This is a genomic window from Jiangella sp. DSM 45060 (genome assembly GCF_900105175.1).
GTDB lineage: Bacteria > Actinomycetota > Actinomycetes > Jiangellales > Jiangellaceae > Jiangella.
The window spans coordinates 906,906-925,636 of the sequence record NZ_LT629771.1 but is presented as its reverse complement, the minus strand read 5'-3'; the positions used below and the strand labels follow the sequence as shown (position 1 = coordinate 925,636).

At 72.7% G+C, this 18,731-nt stretch carries 18 protein-coding genes; 12 read left to right on the top strand and 6 right to left on the bottom strand.

All coding sequences use genetic code 11. The features are described 5' to 3' along the window. Positions 1-3: 3 nt before the first annotated feature. Positions 4-438 carry a methylmalonyl-CoA epimerase gene (gene mce, locus BLU82_RS04150; protein WP_092615996.1) on the bottom strand — a complete coding sequence of 145 codons (435 nt, stop codon included), beginning with the start codon at positions 436-438 and terminating at the stop codon, positions 4-6. Between the two features lie 348 nt (positions 439-786). On the opposite strand from mce, the gene BLU82_RS04145 reads away from it, so the two are divergent. Beyond that, positions 787-2,058, top strand: coding sequence for a cellulose-binding protein (locus tag BLU82_RS04145; RefSeq protein WP_157740557.1), 1,272 nt, complete (start codon positions 787-789; stop codon positions 2,056-2,058). A 73-nt stretch (positions 2,059-2,131) separates the two neighbouring features. On the opposite strand, the gene BLU82_RS04140 is transcribed toward BLU82_RS04145, so the two are convergent. From BLU82_RS04140 to BLU82_RS04130, 3 genes are all read right to left on the bottom strand, one after another. Then, positions 2,132-3,898 carry an FG-GAP-like repeat-containing protein gene (locus tag BLU82_RS04140; protein ID WP_092615992.1) on the bottom strand — a complete coding sequence of 589 codons (1,767 nt, stop codon included), beginning with the start codon at positions 3,896-3,898 and terminating at the stop codon, positions 2,132-2,134. Between the two features lie 9 nt (positions 3,899-3,907). After that, positions 3,908-6,409, bottom strand: a complete 2,502-nt coding sequence (locus tag BLU82_RS04135; RefSeq protein ID WP_092615990.1) for a hypothetical protein — start codon at positions 6,407-6,409, stop codon at positions 3,908-3,910. Between the two features lie 99 nt (positions 6,410-6,508). Continuing rightward, positions 6,509-6,973, bottom strand: coding sequence for a RidA family protein (locus tag BLU82_RS04130; protein ID WP_157740555.1), 465 nt, complete (start codon positions 6,971-6,973; stop codon positions 6,509-6,511). A gap of 103 nt (positions 6,974-7,076) precedes the next feature. Here BLU82_RS04130 and BLU82_RS04125 point away from each other — a divergent pair, with 103 nt between their 5' ends. The 7 genes from BLU82_RS04125 to BLU82_RS04095 all read left to right on the top strand — a co-directional run bounded on the left by BLU82_RS04125 (position 7,077) and on the right by BLU82_RS04095 (position 13,160). Next, entirely contained in the window at positions 7,077-7,889 is an 813-nt protein-coding gene (locus BLU82_RS04125; RefSeq protein ID WP_092615984.1) for an IclR family transcriptional regulator, read from the top strand. Positions 7,890-7,976: 87 nt separating this feature from the next. After that, a complete protein-coding gene (locus tag BLU82_RS04120; RefSeq protein ID WP_092615981.1) occupies positions 7,977-8,963 on the top strand; it encodes a Gfo/Idh/MocA family protein in 987 nt (328 codons plus the stop codon). Then, a complete protein-coding gene (locus tag BLU82_RS04115; RefSeq protein ID WP_092615978.1) occupies positions 8,960-9,688 on the top strand; it encodes a creatininase family protein in 729 nt (242 codons plus the stop codon). Before BLU82_RS04120 ends, BLU82_RS04115 begins: the two co-directional genes overlap by 4 nt. 7 nt (positions 9,689-9,695) lie before the next feature. Further along, positions 9,696-10,454, top strand: coding sequence for an amidohydrolase family protein (locus tag BLU82_RS04110; protein ID WP_092615975.1), 759 nt, complete (start codon positions 9,696-9,698; stop codon positions 10,452-10,454). Continuing rightward, positions 10,451-11,554: a mandelate racemase/muconate lactonizing enzyme family protein gene (locus BLU82_RS04105; RefSeq protein WP_092615972.1), complete on the top strand. Its 1,104-nt coding sequence runs from the start codon at positions 10,451-10,453 to the stop codon at positions 11,552-11,554. Before BLU82_RS04110 ends, BLU82_RS04105 begins: the two co-directional genes overlap by 4 nt. Beyond that, the gene (locus BLU82_RS04100) at positions 11,551-12,432 is read left to right on the top strand and encodes an amidohydrolase family protein (protein WP_092615969.1); all 882 of its coding nucleotides are present in this window, start codon (positions 11,551-11,553) and stop codon (positions 12,430-12,432) included. Before BLU82_RS04105 ends, BLU82_RS04100 begins: the two co-directional genes overlap by 4 nt. After that, positions 12,429-13,160, top strand: coding sequence for an amidohydrolase family protein (locus tag BLU82_RS04095; RefSeq protein WP_092615966.1), 732 nt, complete (start codon positions 12,429-12,431; stop codon positions 13,158-13,160). The genes BLU82_RS04100 and BLU82_RS04095 overlap by 4 nt, the downstream gene beginning before the upstream one ends. Positions 13,161-13,181: 21 nt before the next feature. On the opposite strand, the gene BLU82_RS04090 is transcribed toward BLU82_RS04095, so the two are convergent. Continuing rightward, the gene (locus tag BLU82_RS04090) at positions 13,182-13,616 is read right to left on the bottom strand and encodes a VOC family protein (protein WP_092615963.1); all 435 of its coding nucleotides are present in this window, start codon (positions 13,614-13,616) and stop codon (positions 13,182-13,184) included. Positions 13,617-13,749: 133 nt separating this feature from the next. Here BLU82_RS04090 and BLU82_RS04085 point away from each other — a divergent pair, with 133 nt between their 5' ends. The 4 genes from BLU82_RS04085 to BLU82_RS04070 all read left to right on the top strand — a co-directional run bounded on the left by BLU82_RS04085 (position 13,750) and on the right by BLU82_RS04070 (position 17,962). Next, a complete protein-coding gene (locus BLU82_RS04085) occupies positions 13,750-14,721 on the top strand; it encodes a dihydrodipicolinate synthase family protein (protein ID WP_092615960.1) in 972 nt (323 codons plus the stop codon). Between the two features lie 69 nt (positions 14,722-14,790). Continuing rightward, positions 14,791-16,134, top strand: coding sequence for an ABC transporter substrate-binding protein (locus tag BLU82_RS04080; protein WP_092615957.1), 1,344 nt, complete (start codon positions 14,791-14,793; stop codon positions 16,132-16,134). A 33-nt stretch (positions 16,135-16,167) separates the two neighbouring features. Next, complete coding sequence (locus BLU82_RS04075) at positions 16,168-17,046, top strand: carbohydrate ABC transporter permease (protein WP_092615954.1); 879 nt, start codon at positions 16,168-16,170, stop codon at positions 17,044-17,046. Next, positions 17,030-17,962: a carbohydrate ABC transporter permease gene (locus BLU82_RS04070; RefSeq protein WP_092615951.1), complete on the top strand. Its 933-nt coding sequence runs from the start codon at positions 17,030-17,032 to the stop codon at positions 17,960-17,962. Before BLU82_RS04075 ends, BLU82_RS04070 begins: the two co-directional genes overlap by 17 nt. Here BLU82_RS04070 and BLU82_RS04065 read toward each other — a convergent pair. Then, positions 17,952-18,683: an alpha/beta fold hydrolase gene (locus BLU82_RS04065; RefSeq protein ID WP_092615948.1), complete on the bottom strand. Its 732-nt coding sequence runs from the start codon at positions 18,681-18,683 to the stop codon at positions 17,952-17,954. The genes BLU82_RS04070 and BLU82_RS04065 overlap by 11 nt on opposite strands. Positions 18,684-18,731 lie beyond the last annotated feature (48 nt).

Sequence of the window (18,731 nt, the reverse complement as noted above, 5' to 3'; positions counted from 1 at the left end):
AGGTCACTCCGCTTGCTTCGAGCCTAACTGGACCAACTCGACGAGCACCCCGCCGGCGTCCTTCGGGTGCACGAAGTTCACCAGCGACCCGGACGTGCCGCGGCGGGCGGTGTCGTAGAGCAGCCGCAGCCCTCGCTCACGCAGCGTCGCGGCCGCCGCCTCGACGTCGTCGACGCGGTAGGCCAGCTGCTGGATGCCGGGCCCGCGGGTGTCGAGGAACCGCGCGATGGCGGAGTCGGGTGTCAGCGGCGCCAGCAGTTGCAGCCGCGGCCCGTCGTCGCCGTCGGACACCCGCAGCATCGCCTCGCGCACACCTTGTTCCTCGTTGCGCTCCTCGTGCTCGAGCACCATGCCGAAGTGCTCGCGGTACCACTCGACGGCGGCGTCGAGGTCGGCGACGGCCACCCCGACGTGGTCGATCGTCGTGAACAGCCCCATGCCTGAACATTACGGCGCTGAGACGGCCGGACGAGAATTCGGCGGATCTGCCCCAACCGGTGGTGAGTTCGCATTTGGACAACTAACGTGTCCACCTTGGAGGCCAGATGTCGACCTCCGGAGGGATGCCCCAGCCCGACCACCCCCACCGAACCCTCGAAGCCGTCAGCCCGCGGTGTGCGGACGCTCCACCGCCATCGGCACCGACGCAGTTTCGGAGTACTCTGCGTTGCTATCTGAGGGGCTCGGCGTCCGTGACGGGGAAGACCCGGGCAAGCACCTCGACGGATTTCGACTACCAATGACGTGTGCCTGCCCCGCGGGGTGGCACCCCCGATGAGGGAGAACATGAGCGAGGTAAGGGAAGTGGCGGTCAGGGAGACGGGCGCGGACGGCCTGTCGATCTTCGACGGCTCGCCGACGGGCGGGTTCACGATCGCGATGCGTGGCTACGACCGTGTCCAGGTCGAGCAGCACGTACGGCAACTGGAGGCGACGCTCGCGCAGACGCGCGGCCGCGCCAACGATCTCGACAAGCAGGTCGTCCGGCTCCGCCAGGAGCTGGCCGAGGCCAGCACCGAGCTCCGCGAGGTCGAGCGGCCGACCTACTCCGGCCTCGGCGCCCGCATCGAGCAGCTGCTGCGTCTCGCCGAAGAGCAGGCCAGCGAGCTCATCGCCCAGGCCGACGCCGAGGCCAGCGAGACCCGCGCCGAGGCGCAGGTCATCGCCACCGAGCTGCGCACCGCGGCCGAGAACGAGGCCAGCGAGCTGCAGGCCAACGCCAAGCGGTCCGCCGACGAGCTCATCGACGAGGCCCGCATCGAGGCCGAGGAGGTCCGCTCGGCCGCCAACCGCGAGGCCTCGAACCTCGTCGAGACCGCCAAGCGCGAGGCCGCCAAGGTCCGCTCGGCCATCGAGCACGAGACCAGCGAGCGCCGGGCGCAGGCCGAGCGCGAGCTGAGCCGTCTGCGTGCGGTCGCCGAGCGCGAGGTCACCGAGCTGCGCGCCACGGCGAAGCGCGAGGTCGACGACCAGCGCACCACCGCCAAGCGCGAGGCCGAGGCCATGCGCGCCAAGGCCCAGGCGATCCTCGACGAGGCGCAGCTGAAGGCCGAGAAGGAGAACACCGAGCACGAGCTGCGCCTGGTCGCCAAGCGCGAAGAGCTCGAGCGCGAGATCAACGAGCGGTACGAGGCGTCCGTCGCCGAGACGCAGAAGCTGGTGCACGACGCCGAGAACCGCGCCACCGACGCCGAGGCCCGTGCGGCCGCCGCGCACGAGCGCGCCGAGAAGGTCCGCCGCGAGGCCGACGAGCAGGCCAAGGCCCTGGTGGCCGGCGCCAAGCGCAACGCCGAGCAGCTGGTCGCCGAGGCCAAGGCGCACGCCGAGAACACCGTCGGCGAGGCCAAGTCCGAGGCGACGTCCACGCTGACCGCTGCCAAGCGCGAGGTGGCCGAGCTGAACCGCCAGCGCGACAGCATCACCGCGCACCTCAGCCAGCTGCGTAGCCTGCTGGGCGGCCTGGCCCCGGTCGACCCGACCCCCGCGGTCGGCGGCTCCAGCAAGTCCGACGACGTCGTCGACGCCGAACTGGTCGACGACCCCGGCTCGGACAAGTAACCGGCACAGACACCGACGGCCGGTCGGCGCCCTCCTCGAGGCAGGGCGCCGGCCGGCCGTCGTCGTGCGTGGGTCAGAGCAGCAGCGCCGAGGCCCAGTCGAAGCCGGCGCCGGCCGGCTCGCGGGTCGTCCACGGGTCGGACGTCGTCGAGCCGTCGTGCGGGTGCAGCCACAGGTCGCCGGCGGCGTCGCGGCTGACGAGGTCGGGACGGCCGTCACCGGTGACGTCGCCGGTGGCGAGCACGTCCGCGACCGACCAGTCGCCGCCGATCCGGATCGGCGCCGCGCCGTTGGTCGGGTAGACCCACAGCGTGCCGTCCTGCTCGTGGTCGACGAGGTCGGGGCGGCCGTCGCCGTCGACGTCGGCCAGCTTCAGGGTCGTCGCGGTGGTCCAGCCGCTACCGGCCCAGTGGCGCCCCGCGGTCCATGGGTTCACCGCCGCCGAACTGCCGTTGTGCTGGTAGATCCACAGTTCGCCGCGGCGGTCACGGGCCAGGATGTCCGGCCAGCCGTCGCCGGTGAGGTCGCCCAGCGCCAGCTGGGTGACGGTGTTCCAGCCGGTCCCGCCGAAGTACCGCGGCGCCGTCCACGGGTTCGACGTCGTCGCGCCGGTGTTCGGGTAGACCCAGAGGGTGCCGTTGGTCGCGGCGCGGTCCCGCGCCACCAGGTCCGGCCGCCCGTCCCCGTTGACGTCGCCGAGCAGCAGCGCGTTCTCGAACGCCCACGTCGAACCGGCCGCGAACCGCTCCGACCACGGCTCGCCGGCGCCCGTCGGGTAGACCCACAGGTCGCCCGCCTTCGCCCGGCCGAGCACGTCGTCGCGGCCGTCGCCGGTGACGTCGCCGGCCAGCAGCGCGTCGGACGCGTCCCAGCCGGTCCCGGCGGAGTACGGGGCGACGGTGTACGGGTTGCTCCCGGCGCCCGCGCCGTTGTGCGGGTACACCAGCAGCCCGCCGCCGGCGTTGCGCGCGACGACGTCCGGCCGCCCGTCGCCGGTCGCGTCGGCGGTGATCAGCAGCGTCGCCAGGTTCCAGCCGGTGCCGGCGCCGTAGCGCGAGGTGTACGGGTTGGTGCTGGTGTTGCCGTTGTGCGGGTAGACCCAGAGCGCTCCCCCGCCGTCGCGCACCACGATGTCGGCGTTGCCGTCGCCGGTGATGTCGGCCGAGGTCATGACGTTGGCGAGATTCCAGCCGGTGCCAGCCCAGTACCGCGGCCGGGTCCACGGGTTCCCGGTGGCCGCGCCGTTGTGCGGGTGCAGCCACAACGTGCCAGCTGCGGCGCCGGGCTCGCGGGTGAGCAGGTCCGGCCGGCCGTCGCCGGTGACGTCGCCGAGCAGGATCTGGTCGTAGGTGTTCCAGTTGCGCCCGGCCGACACCCGCGTCGGCCACGGGTCGTCGCCGCCGGAGCCGTCGTTCGGGTAGATCCAGAGCGTGCCGTTGCCCACGTCAGGATCGCGGGCGACGACGTCGAGCAGCCCGTCGCCGGTGACGTCGGCCAGCTGCAGGACGTCGGCGAAGTCCCAGTCGCCGGACGTCACGGTGAACGACGGCCACGGGTTGGTGCCGGCGGCGCTGCCGTCGTGGGCGTAGAGGCGCAGGCTGCCGCTGTCCGGGCCGGGGTCGCGGACGACGGCGTCGGCCAGGCCGTCGCCGGTGACGTCACCGGGGACGGTGGCGGCGAAGGTCCGCGACGACTGCGCGCGCAGCGGCGCCTTCCACGCGACGTCCAGGTCGGCCACCCGGTGCGGCTTCGGGCGGGGCGCGGCGGACGACGGCACGGCGGCGGCGCCGAGGCCGGCGACCAGGACCGCGGCGAGGGCTAACGGGAGGGAACGTCTCATCGGGAGCTCCTATCGGCCGGGTTTGAGAACGATGACGTCATCGGCGGCGTAGCGCTGCCGATTGACCAGGACCCACTTCAGGCCGGGCAACGCCGGCGGGTGCAGCAGCGTCCGGCGCGGACCGCGGTTCGCCCAGTCGCCGTCGTAGCTGACGGTGAGCGACTTCCCGTCCTCGGACAGCCGGAACCGCAACGACACCGGGCCGTGCAGCGTCGGCATCCGCTCGAACGTGGTCTCGTGCTCCGCGCTCACCCACGCGAGCGGGCACAGCCGCAGCAGGTGGATCTCGTCGTCGACCAGGCTGTCGTCGATGACGGCGTGCCGCGCGGTCCAGGTGATCAGCGGCTGCACGAACAGCGACCCGTACATCGCGTTGCGGTGCTCGCAGGCGATGTAGGTGTCCGGCGAGACGGCGCCGCTGATCAGCCCGTACATGCCTTCGAGGTAGCGGTCGCGGTCGCCGAGCTGCCAGCTGTGGAACAGGTTCCAGCTGTAGCAGGGCTCGCCGCTGCTCTGCTCGTGGTCGAGGACGACGCGGTCGAGCGCGGTGTGGTGGTGCGGGTCGAAGAGGCGGGTGTTCGGGCCGACCCGGAAGAAGTCGGCGTACGAGCGCATCAGCGGGTCGTCGGCGGGGAGCAGGCCGGCCCACACCGCCGTCAGCGCGCCGGTGTCGAACGCCTCCAGGAACGGCCACGGGCTGGCCGGCCCGTGGAACTTGGTGGGCAGGACGGGGTGCTCGTCGCCGTCCGGGTCGGTCCAGGTCGGCGCCTCCGCGGCGGCGGCCCGCAGTGCGTCGCCGAACGCCGTCCGGAACCGGTCGGCGACGGCGCCGAACTCGTCCGCCCGCGGGTGCCCGATCCGCCGCAGCAGCTGGACGGAACTGGCCAGCGCCTTGTAGTTCCACACCTGGATCCAGATCGACTGCTGCTCGACGCCGGTGTCGTTGGACGCCGCCGCCGGCATCAGCCCGGGCACGCCCTCGTGGTCGGTGTACTCACAGGCCCGCTTGATGAAGTCGCAGCCGGCGATGATCGGGTCCAGCCAGCGTTCCAGGAACGCGTCGTCGTGGCTGAGCAGCGCGTGCCGGGCGGCGCCCTCCAGGATCGCGCCGTGGTCGCCGAGCCAGTCGAAGGACTGCAGCGACAGCGGCGTCGCGAAGAACCCGTCGGCGCTGAAGTTGCGGTACGCCGCGCCCGGCGGCTGCCGCACGCCCTGCGCCGCGCGGAACAGGTCGGTGTGGCGGTCGACCACCTCGTGCCGCCCGAGCAGGTCGAGGAACATGTGGCTGACCATCGACGTCGGCGTGCTCCACAGCAGGTCGTAGCCGAACGACCCGGTGAGGAACGTGAATTGCCCACTGTCGGGGCTCTTCTCGGCGATGATCTCGGCCAGCTGGACGCTGCGCCGGAAGAACTGGTCGACCTGGTGCTCACCGGTCGAGATGACCGACGCCGTCTCCGGCTGCGGCGACCAGAACTCCTCGCACTCGGCCAGCGCGCCGTCCCAGCCCAGCGCCCACTCGGCGTCCGCGTCGGCGACCGGCTGCGCCAGCATCGGCAGCAGCAGGTCGAGGTGCGTGCCCTCCACCGCGGGGACGGCGAGGCGCAGGTCGTAGACGCCGGGGTGGTTCTCGGCCTCGACCAGCGCGATGGTGGCGCCGGCCGGCGTCCCGACGACCATCCGGACGGCGCCGGTCTCGTCGTAGACGCGGACGGTGAGCGGGCGGCCGTCCGGGTTCCAGATGCGGTCGGTGCGCAGCGACCCGGCCAGCGGCGCGGCGGCCGGCGTCGCCTGGATCGTGACGAACGCCTCCTGCTGCTCCGGCGGCCCGATGTGGTGCTGCAGGTAGACGCGGCTCAGCCGCAGCACGAACTGGAAGGTGTCCGGCTTGTCGTGCGCGTCGACCCACTCGACGGCGTAGCGCTGCCACGCGTAGATCGGCCCGCCGGGCTCGTCGATCGGCTGCCCGCCCGGCACGTGCGCGAACGCGTACTGACGCAGCACCAGGCCCTCCTGGCGGCGCCACTCGGTCCACAGGACCGGCGTCTCGACGTCCTCACGCCAGCCCTGGATGCCGACACCGAAGTCGGAGCGGTGCAGGTAGTACGGCTCCTCGCCCAGCGGCGGGAAGCCGCCGCCCTGCGGCATGACCGGCGTGACCTGGAAGTCCATGCCGCGGTACTGCGCGAGGTACGGCTTCAGCGTGGCCGCGCCGCTGGGCGGCAGCGCGATGGCCGGCTGGCACACCGTCGTGCCGTTGTAGAACTGGTCGAACCGGAAGAGGTGCCCCTTCCAGCCGATCGGCGTCCAGACCTGACGCTGCGGCGTCCACCAGGTCTTCGCCTCCTCGGCGGTCGGCTCGCCGGAGCCGTGCGGCCCGGCGGCTGCTGCTGCGGCCGTCCGGACGGCCGGTCCGGGTGCGGCCGCGGCCGCACCCGGATTCGCGATCAGCCCACCGGCGAGAGCGCCGCCGAGGGTCAGTGCCGTTCTTCGGGTCAGGTGTGGCGCCACGGCGTCTCCTCAGAAGTTGATTTTTCGATATTTCGAAGTTATCTTCTGAATAACCGAGACGATAGCGGTGAACCCATGAACCCGACAAGAGGTCGGCGGTCAGCGCACGCGGACCAGCGCCTCCACCTCCACCGGGCTGCCGGTGGGCAGCTCGGCGACGCCGATGGCCGAGCGGGCGTGCACGCCGGCGTCCGGGCCGAGCACGTGCTGGACGTAGGCGGTGGCGGCGTCGGCCACGAGGTGCTGCTCGATGAAGCCCGGCGCGCTGGCCACGAAGACCGTCAGCTTGACGACCTCCGCCACCCGCTCCAAGCTGCCGAGTTCGGCACGGACGGCCTCGAGCACGTTGGCGGCGCACTGCCACGCGCACTGCCGTCCGGTCTCGAGGTCGACCTGGTCGCCGAGCCGGCCGGACGCGATCAGCGCGCCGCCGGGGCCGACGGCCGTCTGGCCGGACGTGGCGAGCAGGTCGCCGATCTGCCGGGCGCGGGCGATGGACGGGCGCTGCGGCCCGGCCGGCGGCGGGACGGCGGGCGCGGACGCGTGACGGTCGTCGCTGGTCACGTGACATCTCCTTCGGACTATCGAACTTGACTACGGCAAACAGAAGATAGAGTGACACAGGTGAGATCCCGTAGGCTCGGGGCCTCGGATGCAGGGAGCACGAATGCCGGGCAAAGACGTCAACGAGGGCACGGCGGGCCAGGACCGCGCACCGTCGCCGGCCGTCGCGCGGGCGCTGACCGTGCTGGAGACACTGGTCGAGTCCGACGACGGCATGACCCTCACCGCGCTGGCCAAGCGCACGAACATCCCGCTGGCCACGTGCGCCTCCATCGTCTACACGCTGGAGCAGCGCGGCTACGCGCAGCGGCGGGTGGTCGGGCGCAGCCACTTCTGGCGGCCGACGCTGCGCCTCTACGGCCTGGCCACGCAGCTGGTGCGCAAGGTCGACCTCTCCTCGGTGGCGCAGCGCGAGCTGCGTGACCTCGCCGACCTCGTCGGCATGCCGGTGCACATCGGCGTCCTCACCGGCGACTCCGTGGTCTACGTCGCGAAGGCGGCCACGCCCGGGTTCATCCAGTTCGACACCTATCCCGGCAAGGTGGCGCCGTACAACCTCACCGCGCTGGGCAAGGCCATCGCCGCCCACCTGCCCGAGCGCGACCTCGAGCCGCTGCTGGGCCACCTCACGCCGGGCCGCGGCCCGCGCGCCGCCGAGCCGACGCGCGAGGCGTTCCTCGCCGAGCTGGCCGGCGTGCGCAAGCGCGGCTACGCGCTCGAGGACGAGGAGGAGCAGGCCGAGATCGCCTGCGTCGCCGCGCCGTTCTTCGACGCCGGCGGCCTGGTGGCCGGCGCCGTCGGCGTCACCGGGTTCTCCCGCGACCTCACCGGCCAGCGTCGCAAAGAGGCCATCGCCGGTGTCGTCGAGATCGGCAAGACGGTCTCGCGGAAGCTGGGCTTCGACGACCTGCGCTGACGCCGCGGCCTCTTGCGGGGCGCGACGCCGTGCCTTATCTTCGTATTCGCGTTTCTAATTTCGATATAACGAAACTTGGGGGACGGGATGGTCGCGGTCGCGCTGGTCGGCCTCGGTGACATCGGCCGTGGCGCGCACCTGCCCGCCCTGCTGCGCTCCCCCGACGTCCGCCTGGTCGCCGTCGCCGACCCGGTCGCGGCCCACCGCGAGGCGGTCGAGGCCCTGGTGGGCGCCGACGTGGTCGTCGGGGCGAGCCTGGACGACGCGCTGGGCGCCGGGCCGGACGGCGTCGTGCTGGCGACCCCGCCGTGGGCGACGCCGGAGCTGGCCATCGCCGCGCTGCGGGCCGGCCGGTTCGTCCTCGCCGAGAAGCCCGTCGCGACGTCGGTGGCAGCCGCCGCGGTGTACTCGGCGCTCACCGACGCCGAGCGCGGGCGGCTGCAGATCGGCCTCACCTACCGGCACGACCCCGCGCTCGCGCGGCTCAAGACATGGATCGACGACGGCGTGCTCGGCGGGCCGCTGCTGGTGCGCGCGCACGTGTACGACGAGCCCCGGGTGGCCGGCGACGCCGAGCACCTGGCCCGGATGCGGCGCACGCTGGAGCACGGGACGCCGGTCGTGCACGAGGGCGCGCACGTCTTCGACTGGCTGGCGCACCTGCTCGGACCCGGCGCCCTCACCGTCGACGACGCGTGGTCGCTGCGCACCGACCCCGGCCTGCCGGCGCCGAACCTCACCGGCGCACGGCTGCGGCACCCCGGCGGGCACCAGGTGCTGGTGGAGTTCGGCTGGTTGACCGACGCGCTGCCGCGGTGCGAGCTGACCTTCCTCGGGCCGCGCGGGCTGGCCACCCTGGACGGGTCGACGTTCGCGCTGCGGCTCGCGACCGCCGCCGGCGAGGAGACCGCCGAGTTCCCCGGCGACCGGACGACCCGCGACTTCGACCTGCAGGTGGCCCGCTTCGCCGCCCTCGTCCGCGGCGCCGCGGACCGGCCGGACCCCGACCTCGCCGCCGGCCTCGCCGCACTGGCCCTCGCCGAGCAGGTCGCGACGCAAGGAGTCACCGCATGACCCTCATCCACTGGGCCGACGTGTCGCGCGAGACGCTGAACGAGGTGCTGCCGGAGGCGCTCGTCGTCCTCCCGGTCGGCGCCATCGAGCAGCACGGCCGGCACCTCGCCACCGGCACCGACGCGCTGCTGGCGGCGACGGCGGCCGAGCGGGCCGCGACCCTCGCCGCCGAGCGGGCCGGGCGCCCGCTCGTCCTCGCGCCCACCCTCCAGTTCGGGGCGTCCGACCACCACCTGCCGTTCGGCGGCACGCTGTCGCTGACGCCCGAGACACTGCTGGCGGTGCTGCTCGACCTGCTGCGGTCGGTCGCGGCCGACGGCGGGCGCCGGGTGGTGCTGGTCAACGGGCACGGCGGCAACGTCGGTGTCTGCCACGCCGCCGCGGCGGCCGCGTCGACCCGGCACCGGCTGGCCGTCGCGCACGTCGACTACTGGCGGTTCGCCGACGCCGCCGCCACGGTCCCCGGGCACGCCGGCGAGTTCGAGACCTCCCTGGTCAGCGCGGTCCGCCCGGACGCCGCCGGCCCCGTCCCGCCGCGGGCCTACCCACTGCCCGACATCAGCTCGACCTCCGGCGCCACCGTCCACGACGCCGCGCTCTGGACGTCCATCGACGGCTACACCGACCACCCCGAGCGGGCCACCGCCGACGACGGCGCCGCGCGCCTCGACACAGTCGTCGCCGGTCTGGCCGCCTGCCTCGCCGACCTGACCGAGACCCTGTGAGGACCGTGTGATCGACTTCCACACCCACACGCCGGCCTGGAACACCGTCAGCTGGCTGGGCGGCGCGACCTTCGGCGCGGACGAGTTCGTCGCGTTCATGGACGCGTCCGGCATCGACCGCGCGGTCGTGCTCAGCCACGACGGCCTGTTCAACCCGACGCCCGCCGCGAACGACGACCTCGCGGCGTTCGTCCGCGCGTACCCGGACCGGCTGACCGGCTTCGGCACCGTCACCCCGCGCGACCGGAACGCCGTCGCCGAGACCGAGCGGATGTTCGGCGAGCTGGGCCTTCGAGGGATGAAGCTGCATCCGTGGCTGCAGGGATTCAGCCTGCACGAACCGGCGCTGGACCCGATCTGCGAGATCGTCCAGGGCGCCGGCGGCGTCCTGCTCAGCCACGACGGCACCCCGCCGTACTCGACGCCGTCGCAGATCGCGGCGCTGGCCCGGCGGCACCCGCGGCTGCCGGTGGTGCTCGGCCACGGCGGCCTGCACGACCTGTGGCGTGAGGCGCTGGCGATGATCCAGGAGACGCCGAACCTGTACCTGTGCATCTGTGGCACGCCGCCGTACGCCGCCCGGAACATCCTGGCCGAGGCGCCGGCGCACAAGGTGCTGTTCGGCACCGACGCCGGACTGTCCGACAAGGCCAGCCAGGACTACGCGGTCGCGCGGGTGCGCGAGATCGACGGCTGGGGCATCACGCCGCAGCAGCGGCAGGCGATGCTGGTCGAGAACCCCGCGCGGCTGCTGGACGCCGCATGACGGCGACCGTCGCGGCCGTGCAGACGGCGGCCGTCAGCCTGGCCGCACACCCGGACCTCGTGGTCCACGGCGCCCGCGGCGCGCACGACCGCTCCGACTTCCTGCTGGTGAAGGTCGTCACGAGCGACGGCGTCGAGGGCTTCGGCGAGGTCAGCGCCACCCCGATCTGGAGCGGCGAGGACGGTGTCACCGCGCGGCACTTCGTCGAGACGATCCTCGCGCCGGCGCTGGTGGGCCGGCCGCTGACGCCGGTCGGAGGGCTCGAGCGGCTGATGGACGTCGCGCTCGCGCAGAACCCGTTCACCAAGGCCGGCGTCTCGATCGCGCTGTGGGACGCGTGGGCGCGCACGCTCGGCGTCCCGCTCGCGGTCGCGCTGGGTGGGCCGTACCGGACGGAGGTGCCGGTCAAGCTGTCGCTGTCCGGCGACGGCGAGAAGCTCGAGCGGGCGCACGCGGCCGCCGTCGCCGCCGGGTTCGGTGCCTTCAAGGTCAAGGTCGGGCTGGGCGTCGACGGCGACGTCGAACGGTTCGCGCACGCGCGGTCCCTGGTGGGCGACCAGGCGTTCCTCGGCATGGACGCGAACGGCGGCTGGTCGCGGTCCGACGCGGCGCGGGCGATCCGCGCGCTGACGCCGTACGGCCCCGCCTTCGCCGAGCAACCGGTGCGCCCCGACGACCTCGCCGGGATGCGCTCGCTGCGCGACCTCGGGCTGCCGGTCGTCGCGGACGAGTCGGTGTTCGGCACCGCCGACCTCACGCGGGTCGTCGAGGCGGGCGCCGCGGACGTCGTCAGCCTCTACGTCGGCAAGAGCGGCGGCCCGGGCCGGGCGGTCGCGATGGCGGCGCAGGCCGACGCGGCCGGGCTGGACGTGCTGATCGGGTCGAACGGCGAGCTGGGCCTCGGCGCGGCCGCGCAGCTGCACGTCGCGGCCGCGCTGCCGCGGCTGTCGGCGATCCCGTCGGACGTCATCGGCGCGCACTACTACGCCGAGGACATCCTGGCCGAGCCGCTGGCCGGCGACGGCGCCGTCGTGCGGCTCGGCGCCGAGCCGGGCCTCGGCGTCACCCTCCGAGACGACCTGCTGCGGGAGTTCCGATGATCGTCGACGTGCACGCGCACACCCCCACGCACCGCGACGCCGTCCCCGACGACGAGCGGCGCGTCTACACCGGCTGGCGCACCGACCGGCCGGTCACGACGACGAACTCGTGGGCCGACTACGACGAGGCGATGGCCGACGCCGACGTCTCGATCGTCTTCAACATCGCCGTCGACGACCCCGAGGCGGCCACCGGGCTGCCGTACCGGCCGGAGGACACCAACACGTCCACCGCGGCGTTCGTCGCCGCCGACCCGGCCCGGCGCATCGGCTTCATGTCCGTCGACCCGACCGCCGCCGACGCCGTCGACGAGGCCGAGCGGTGCCGCGAGCTGGGCCTCGTCGGCGTCAAGCTCGGCCCGAACTACCAGGACTTCGACCCGCTCTCGCCGCGCGCCACCGCGTTCTACGGCTACTGCCAGCGCGAAGGGCTGCCGATCCTGTTCCACCAGGGCGCCTCCCCCATCAGGCACGCGCCGCTGCGCTACACGTACCCGCTGGTCACCGACGAGATCGCGCTGGCCTTCCCGGAGCTGCGCATCGTCATGGCGCACATGGGCCACCCGTGGGGCAAGGAGACGGTGGTGACGATCCGCAAGCACCCGCACGTGTACGCCGACGTCTCGTCGATCTACCTGCGCCCGTGGGTCTGCTACGAGTCGCTGCTGGCCGCCGTCGAGTGGGGCGCGGCGCACAAGCTGCTGCTCGGCTCGGACTTCCCGATCGCCAACACCGGCGAGGCGATGGCCGGGCTGCGCCGGGTCAACGCGATCACCGAGGGCACCGCGCTGCCGCGGATCCCCGACGAGGTGATCGAGCAGATCATCCACGCCGACGCGCTGGGCGCGCTGGGCCTGTCCCTCGAGGAGACCTCGTGATCATCGACGCGCACGTGCGGCTCGGACCCGGCCGGTCCGCCTCGCTCGACGTCGCCGGGCTGACGGCCACGATGGACCGGCTCGGCATCGACCGTGCGCTGGTCGCGCCCGGCGAGTACGCCACTGCCTGGGACAACCGCGCCGGCAACGACCTCACGACGGCGGCGGCCGCGGCCTCGGACGGCCGGCTGGTCGCGTACGCCGTCGCCAACCCGTGGGCCGGCGCCGACGCCGTCGCCGAGCTGGCCCGGGCCCGTGACCTCGGCGCCCGCGCGCTCGCCGTCGACGCCGCCCTGCAGGGGTTCGAGCTGCTGGACGGGCTGATCGACCCGCTGCTGGCGTTCGCCCAGGAGTCCGGCTGGCTCGTCTACGTGCGCACGGGGACGCCGCCGCACGCGGTTCCGCTGCCGCTGGCGTCGCTGGCCCGGCGCTGGCCGGAGCTCTCGTTCGTCATGGGCCGCAGCGGCGCGACCGACTTCTGGATCGACGCCGCTCCGGCGCTGCGCCACGCGCCGAATCTGTACGGCGACACCTGCTACGCGCCGTGGGACACCGTGCTCTCGGAGTTCGCCCGCGACCCGGAGATCGGCGCCGGACGGCTGGTGTTCTCGACCGACGCGCCCTACACGGCGCCGGAGGCGGAGCTGGCCCGGATCACCGGCTGGCCGATCCCGGACGACGACCGCGCGGCCGTGCTCGGCGGCACGCTGGCCGGCCTGCTCGGCTAGCCGCATGCCCGTCGCGGCCGCTCAGTCGAGATCGAACTCGTTCCCCTCGATGTCCTGCATGACGATGCACGATTCGTTCACCTCGTCGGCGGGCAGAACGCGCACGAGTACCGCGCCGAGCGCGACCAGGCGGTCGCACTCGGCCTGGAGGGTGGCGAGGCGTTCCGCACCCACGAGCCCGGTGCCGACCCGCACGTCGAGGTGCACCCGGTTCTTCACGACCTTGCCCTCGGGAACGCGCTGGAAGAACAGCCGCGGGCCCACACCGGTGGGATCGACGCAGGCCGACGCCTCGCCGCGCTGCTCGGGCGGCAGCGTGGCGTTGAACTCGTCCCAGCCGGCGAACCCGGCAGGTGGCGGCGCCATGACGTACCCCAGGACCTCGCACCAGAAGCGGGCGACGCGCTCGGGCTCAGCGCAGTCGAAGGTGACCTGGACCTGCCTGACCGATGCCATCGGCCCACCCTAGCGGGCGTCGGGGCCCGATCGGGTGGCCGCCGGTCTCGACAGCCACACCCGCGTCAACTACTCTCTATATTCAGAAGATGATTTCGAAATGTCGAAACTTAAGCGGACCCGGAGGGGCGGCATGGCAGCACTGGACACTCGGCCGACACCGGACGGAGGCACCACGACCGCCGATGCGGCACAGCTGGTGCGTGGCGTCTCGCCGGTGCTGGAGGTGCCGTTCCACGCCGACGGCGCGGTCGACGTGGCCGGCTTCGGCCGCGTCGTCGACTACGTGCTGGGCACCGGCGTCAGCAGCGTGATGTTCCCGGGCTTCGCCTCGGAGTACCACAAGCTCTCCGAGGGCGAGCGGGCCGAACTGACCGACGTGCTGCTGTCGCGCACCCGCGACCGCGCCGACGTCGCGGCGATCGTCGCCGTGCAGGACCACGCGACCCGGCTGGCCGCGCAGCGCGCCCGGTCCGCCGTCGACGCGGGGGCGGACCTCATCAACCTGCTCCCGCCGCACTACCTGTCGCCGTCGCGGCGGGCGATCCACCAGCACGTCGGCGCCGTCCTGGCCGCCGTCGCGCCGACCCCGGTGGTGCTGCAGTACGCGCCGTCGGAGACCGGCACCAGCCTCGACGCGGCGACCCTGCGCGAGCTGGCCGGAGAGCACCCGAACCTGCGGCTGGTCAAGGTGGAGTCGAGCCCGCCCGGACAGCTCATCGCCGAGCTGGCCGCCGCGGAGCCCCCGCTGCCGTCGGTCGAGGGCTACGCCGGCGTCCAGTTGCCCGACGCGTTCCGCCGCGGCGCCGTCGGCACCCAGCCGGGCTGCTCGTTCACCGAGATCTACGTGGAGATCTGGCGCCGCTACGAGGCCGGCGACCACGCGGGCGGCGACGAGCTGCACCGCCGCCTGCTGCCCTTCATCTCGTACTGGATGCTCGACACCGAGCTGATCATCGCGGCCGAGAAGCTCATCTCGGCGCGCCGCGGGTTGTTCGCCGACCCGTACTGCCGCGAGCCGGGTCACCGGCTCGATGCCGAGGAGATCCGCATGGTCGACCGGTTCCTCACCGAGTTCGACGCCATGCTTCCGCATCTCGGCTGACCGGAGTAAATTCTCCGAATTGACGCAACTATCTTCGAAATATTGAAGTTACCCACGGAAGGCAGGCACATGAAGACGATGCGATTCGTCGCCCCGCTCGCCGCCGGGTGCCTTGCGCTCGCCGCGTGCAGTGGTGGCGGCGACGACGACACCGCGAACACCGGGCCCGAGGCGGGCAGCTGGCACGAGGAGATCGAGGGGTCCCCGCTGGAGGTCGGCGTGCTGTCGGCCGAAGGCACGCCGGGCCTGGCGATCCTGCGGGAGCTGGCCGACGGCCTCGAGGCCGACTACGACGGCGCCGACGTCACCCTGACGTTCGCCAACACCGACGCCCGCCCCGGCATCGAGCAGCGCTGGCGCTCCGGCGACCCCCTCGACGTCGACTACGGCATGTTCGACGGCACCAACCCGGCGCTGACGGTCTGGGCCGACGACGGCGCGCTGCTCGACCTGCGCCCGTACCTCGAGCAGGACGACCCCGAGACCGGCGAGCCGTGGCTGGACCGCTTCAGCCCGACCGTCCGCGAGTTCATGGAGAACCCGTCCGACGGCGGCATCTACGGCATCCCGTCCGAGCTGTCGCTGCACGTGCTGTTCTACAACGCGGGCCTGTTCACCGAGCTCGGCATCGAGCCGCCGCGCACCTGGGACGACCTCCTCGCCGCCAACACGGCCCTGAAGGCCGCCGGCGTCGACCCGATCGCCGTCACCGGGCTGTTCGAGCCGTACATGGGCATGTGGAGCGACCACCTGTGGCTGCGCACCGTCGGCTACGACAAGGCGCGGGCCGTGCTCACCGGCGGCGAGGGCCACATCACCGAGGATCCCGGCTTCCTGGAGGGCCTGGAGAAGCTGCAGGAGTTGCGCGACCAGGGCGCGTTCCTCACCGGCTTCGAGGGCACCGACTTCACCGCCGCCCAGGCGCAGTTCTTCCAGGGCGACGCCGGCATGATCCTCATGGGCACCTGGCTGGTCAGCGAGATGGCCGACGTCATCCCGCCTGACTTCCAGCTCGGCGTCGTCCCGTTCCCGGCCGTCGAGGGCGGCGCGGGCGACCAGGGCGCCGTCATGGCGGCGCTGCAGGAGATCTCCATCGCCGCCGAGAGCGAGAACATCCCGCTCGCGCTGGAGTGGTCGCGCCGGCTGACCAGCGTCGACACCCAGACCCGGCGGGCGGAGGAGATCGGCGAGGTCTCCGCGGTCGTCGACGTCCCCAGCCCGCCCGGCATCCCCGGCATCGACCAGGTCATCTCCGAGGCCGAGGCGCTGGAGCCGCGCGACTACGGCATCACGCAGAGCCCGGCCATGGACGTGATCTACCCGGAGATCGCCCGGCTCCTCTTCGGCGAGCAGGACGCCCAGCAAACGCTGGAGCGGCTCGACGAGGGACTGCGCCGGGTGCACGGCAACTAGGGTTTCGCGGGCGGCAGGACGAGAGGAGTCACGATGCACCGAGCCGCACAACGCCGCATCATCATCCCGTTCCTGCTGCCCGCGCTCCTGTTGCTGGGGGTGTTCTTCCTCTATCCGCTGGTGCGCACGATCGACATCTCGTTCACCGAGTGGACCCGCACGGGCAACTCCAGCTACGTCGGCATCGAGAACTACACGCGGTTGTTCGACGACCCCGGCTATGTGAACGCGCTGAAGAACGCGTTCCTGTTCACACTGGTCGGCGGCTGCATGCTGTTCCCGGTGGCGATCGCCATCGCGTGGGCGCTGAACCAGCGCATCCACGGGGAGAAGTTCTTCCGGTTCGTGGTGTTCGCGCCGGTGGTGCTGAGCGCGGCCGTCGTCGCGCTGATGTGGAAGTTCATCTACCACCCGACGCTCGGGCTGATCAACCCGGCGCTGGAGGGTCTCGGCCTCGGCGCGCTGGCCCGCACCTGGCTCGGCGACGCGTCGACGGCGCTGCCGGCGGTCGCGTTCACGACCGTCTGGCACGGCATCGGCATCTGGGTGGTGCTGCTGTCGGCCGGGTTCGAGCGGCTGCCACCCGACGTGCTGGAGGCCGGGCGCATCGACGGCGCCGGCGAGTGGCGGCTGTTCCGCAGCGTCATGCTGCCGATGCTGCGCGACCTGTTCCGCATCCTGGTCGTGCTGTGGATCGTGCAGACGATGCAGGCGTTCGCGTTCGTGTTCATCATGACCAACGGCGGGCCGTACGGGTCGACCGACATCGTCGGGACACTGATGTACAGGGTCGCGTTCGAACGCTACGAGTTCGGCTACGCGGCCGCCATGGGCGTCGCCCTCATCGTGATCATGCTGGTCGTGACCCAGATCGTCAACAAGGTGATGAAGCGCGATGAGCTCCAGTACTGACGTCCGCCCGGCGCCGTCCGCCGGCCCGCCCACGCCGCCGTCGTCGCGTCGTCGTCGCGGGGGCCGCCGCGGCAGCGACCGCGCGCCGTTCCGCCGGTTCCACCTGATCATCTACCTGCTGCTCGGCGCGTTCGCGTTCTCGACGGCGGGCGCGTTCGCCTGGGTCTTCAACGTGTCGATGAAGACCAACAGCGAGTTCATCGGCACCCGCCCGTGGACGATCGCCGAGGACTGGCGCTGGCAGAACTACACCGACGCGTGGTCCAGCGCCAACGTCGGCTCGTTCTTCGGCAACAGCGTCATCGTCAGCGTGTCGGCGACGGTGCTGGGCGTCGCGCTCGCGGCGCTCGCCGCGTACCCGCTGGCGCGCATCCCGTTCCGGGGCAGCGGGCTGGTGCTCAGTGTGTTCCTGCTCGGCCTGATGGTGCCGTGGATGGTCACGTTCATCCCGCTGTACATGACCATGCAGGACCTCGGGCTGCTGGACAGCCGGCTCGGGCTGGCCCTGGTGTACGCGACGTACAACCTGCCGTTCAACGTGTTCGTGCTGGTCGGGTTCATGAAGACGCTGCCGGGAGAGCTGGAGGAGGCCGCGGCCGTCGACGGCGCCGGCCCGGTGCGGACGTTCCTGCGGGTGATCCTGCCGCTGATGGGGCCCGGCCTGGCGTCGGTGTCGATCATCAGCTTCCTGCAGAACTGGAACGAGTTCTTCTACGCGCTGGTGCTGATCCACTCGCCCGACCGCATGACGCTGCCGCTCGGGCTGTTCCAGCTCGGCCAGGCCGCCGACTACGGCACCAACTGGGTGACGCTGTTCGCCGGCATGATGATCACGGTGGTGCCGGTGCTGCTGGTGTTCGCGCTGCTGCAGAACCAGGTGACGAAGGGGCTGACGGCGGGCGCGATCAAGGGCTGACGATCTCGGCGACGGCGTCCGGGTGCTCCAGCGGGCTGAGGTGCCCGGCGCCGTCGACGACGTGCACCGTCACCCCGCCGAGGGCCGCGGCCATGGCGCCGGCCTCGTCCGGGCCGGTGACGGAGTCCTCGGCGCCGACGATGACGGTGCTGGTCGTGAGCCCGCGGGCGGCCGCCTCGCGCAGCGTGCCGAACGACGGCGGGCGCGCGGCCATGGCGCGCTGCGCCCAGGCGACGCCGTCCGGCGGTGCGGCGTCCAGCCAGTCCCTGACCCGCACGACGAGGTCGGCGCGGTCGCGTCGGGTGGTCTCGCCCAGCAGGGTGTCGAGCATCGGCCACAGCGCCCGGCTGCCGTGCCGCTCGACCGCGTCGGCCATGCGCAGCCGGTTCGCCTTCGCCTCCGCGGTGTCCTCGCTCGCCTTGGTGTCGGCCAGGACGACGCCCGCGACCAGGTCCGGGTGGCGGCGCAGCAACGCCATCGTCACGTACCCGCCCAGCGACAGCCCGCCGACGATCGCCCGCTCGATCCCCTGGGCTCGCAACTCCGCGGCGACGTCGTCGGCATAGACGTCCACCGACGGCTCGGCGTCGTCGAGCGGCGGGCCGCCGAAGCCGCGCAGCGCCGGGCGGATCAGCGTCGTGCCGGTCAGCCGCTCGGCGAGGTCGTCGAAGACCGCCGGCGTCAGCGGGAACGCGTGGATGAGGACGAGCGGCAGGCTCATGCCGCCGACACTAGCGGCGGCGAGTGGTGCGCGTGCGACAGCGGGCGC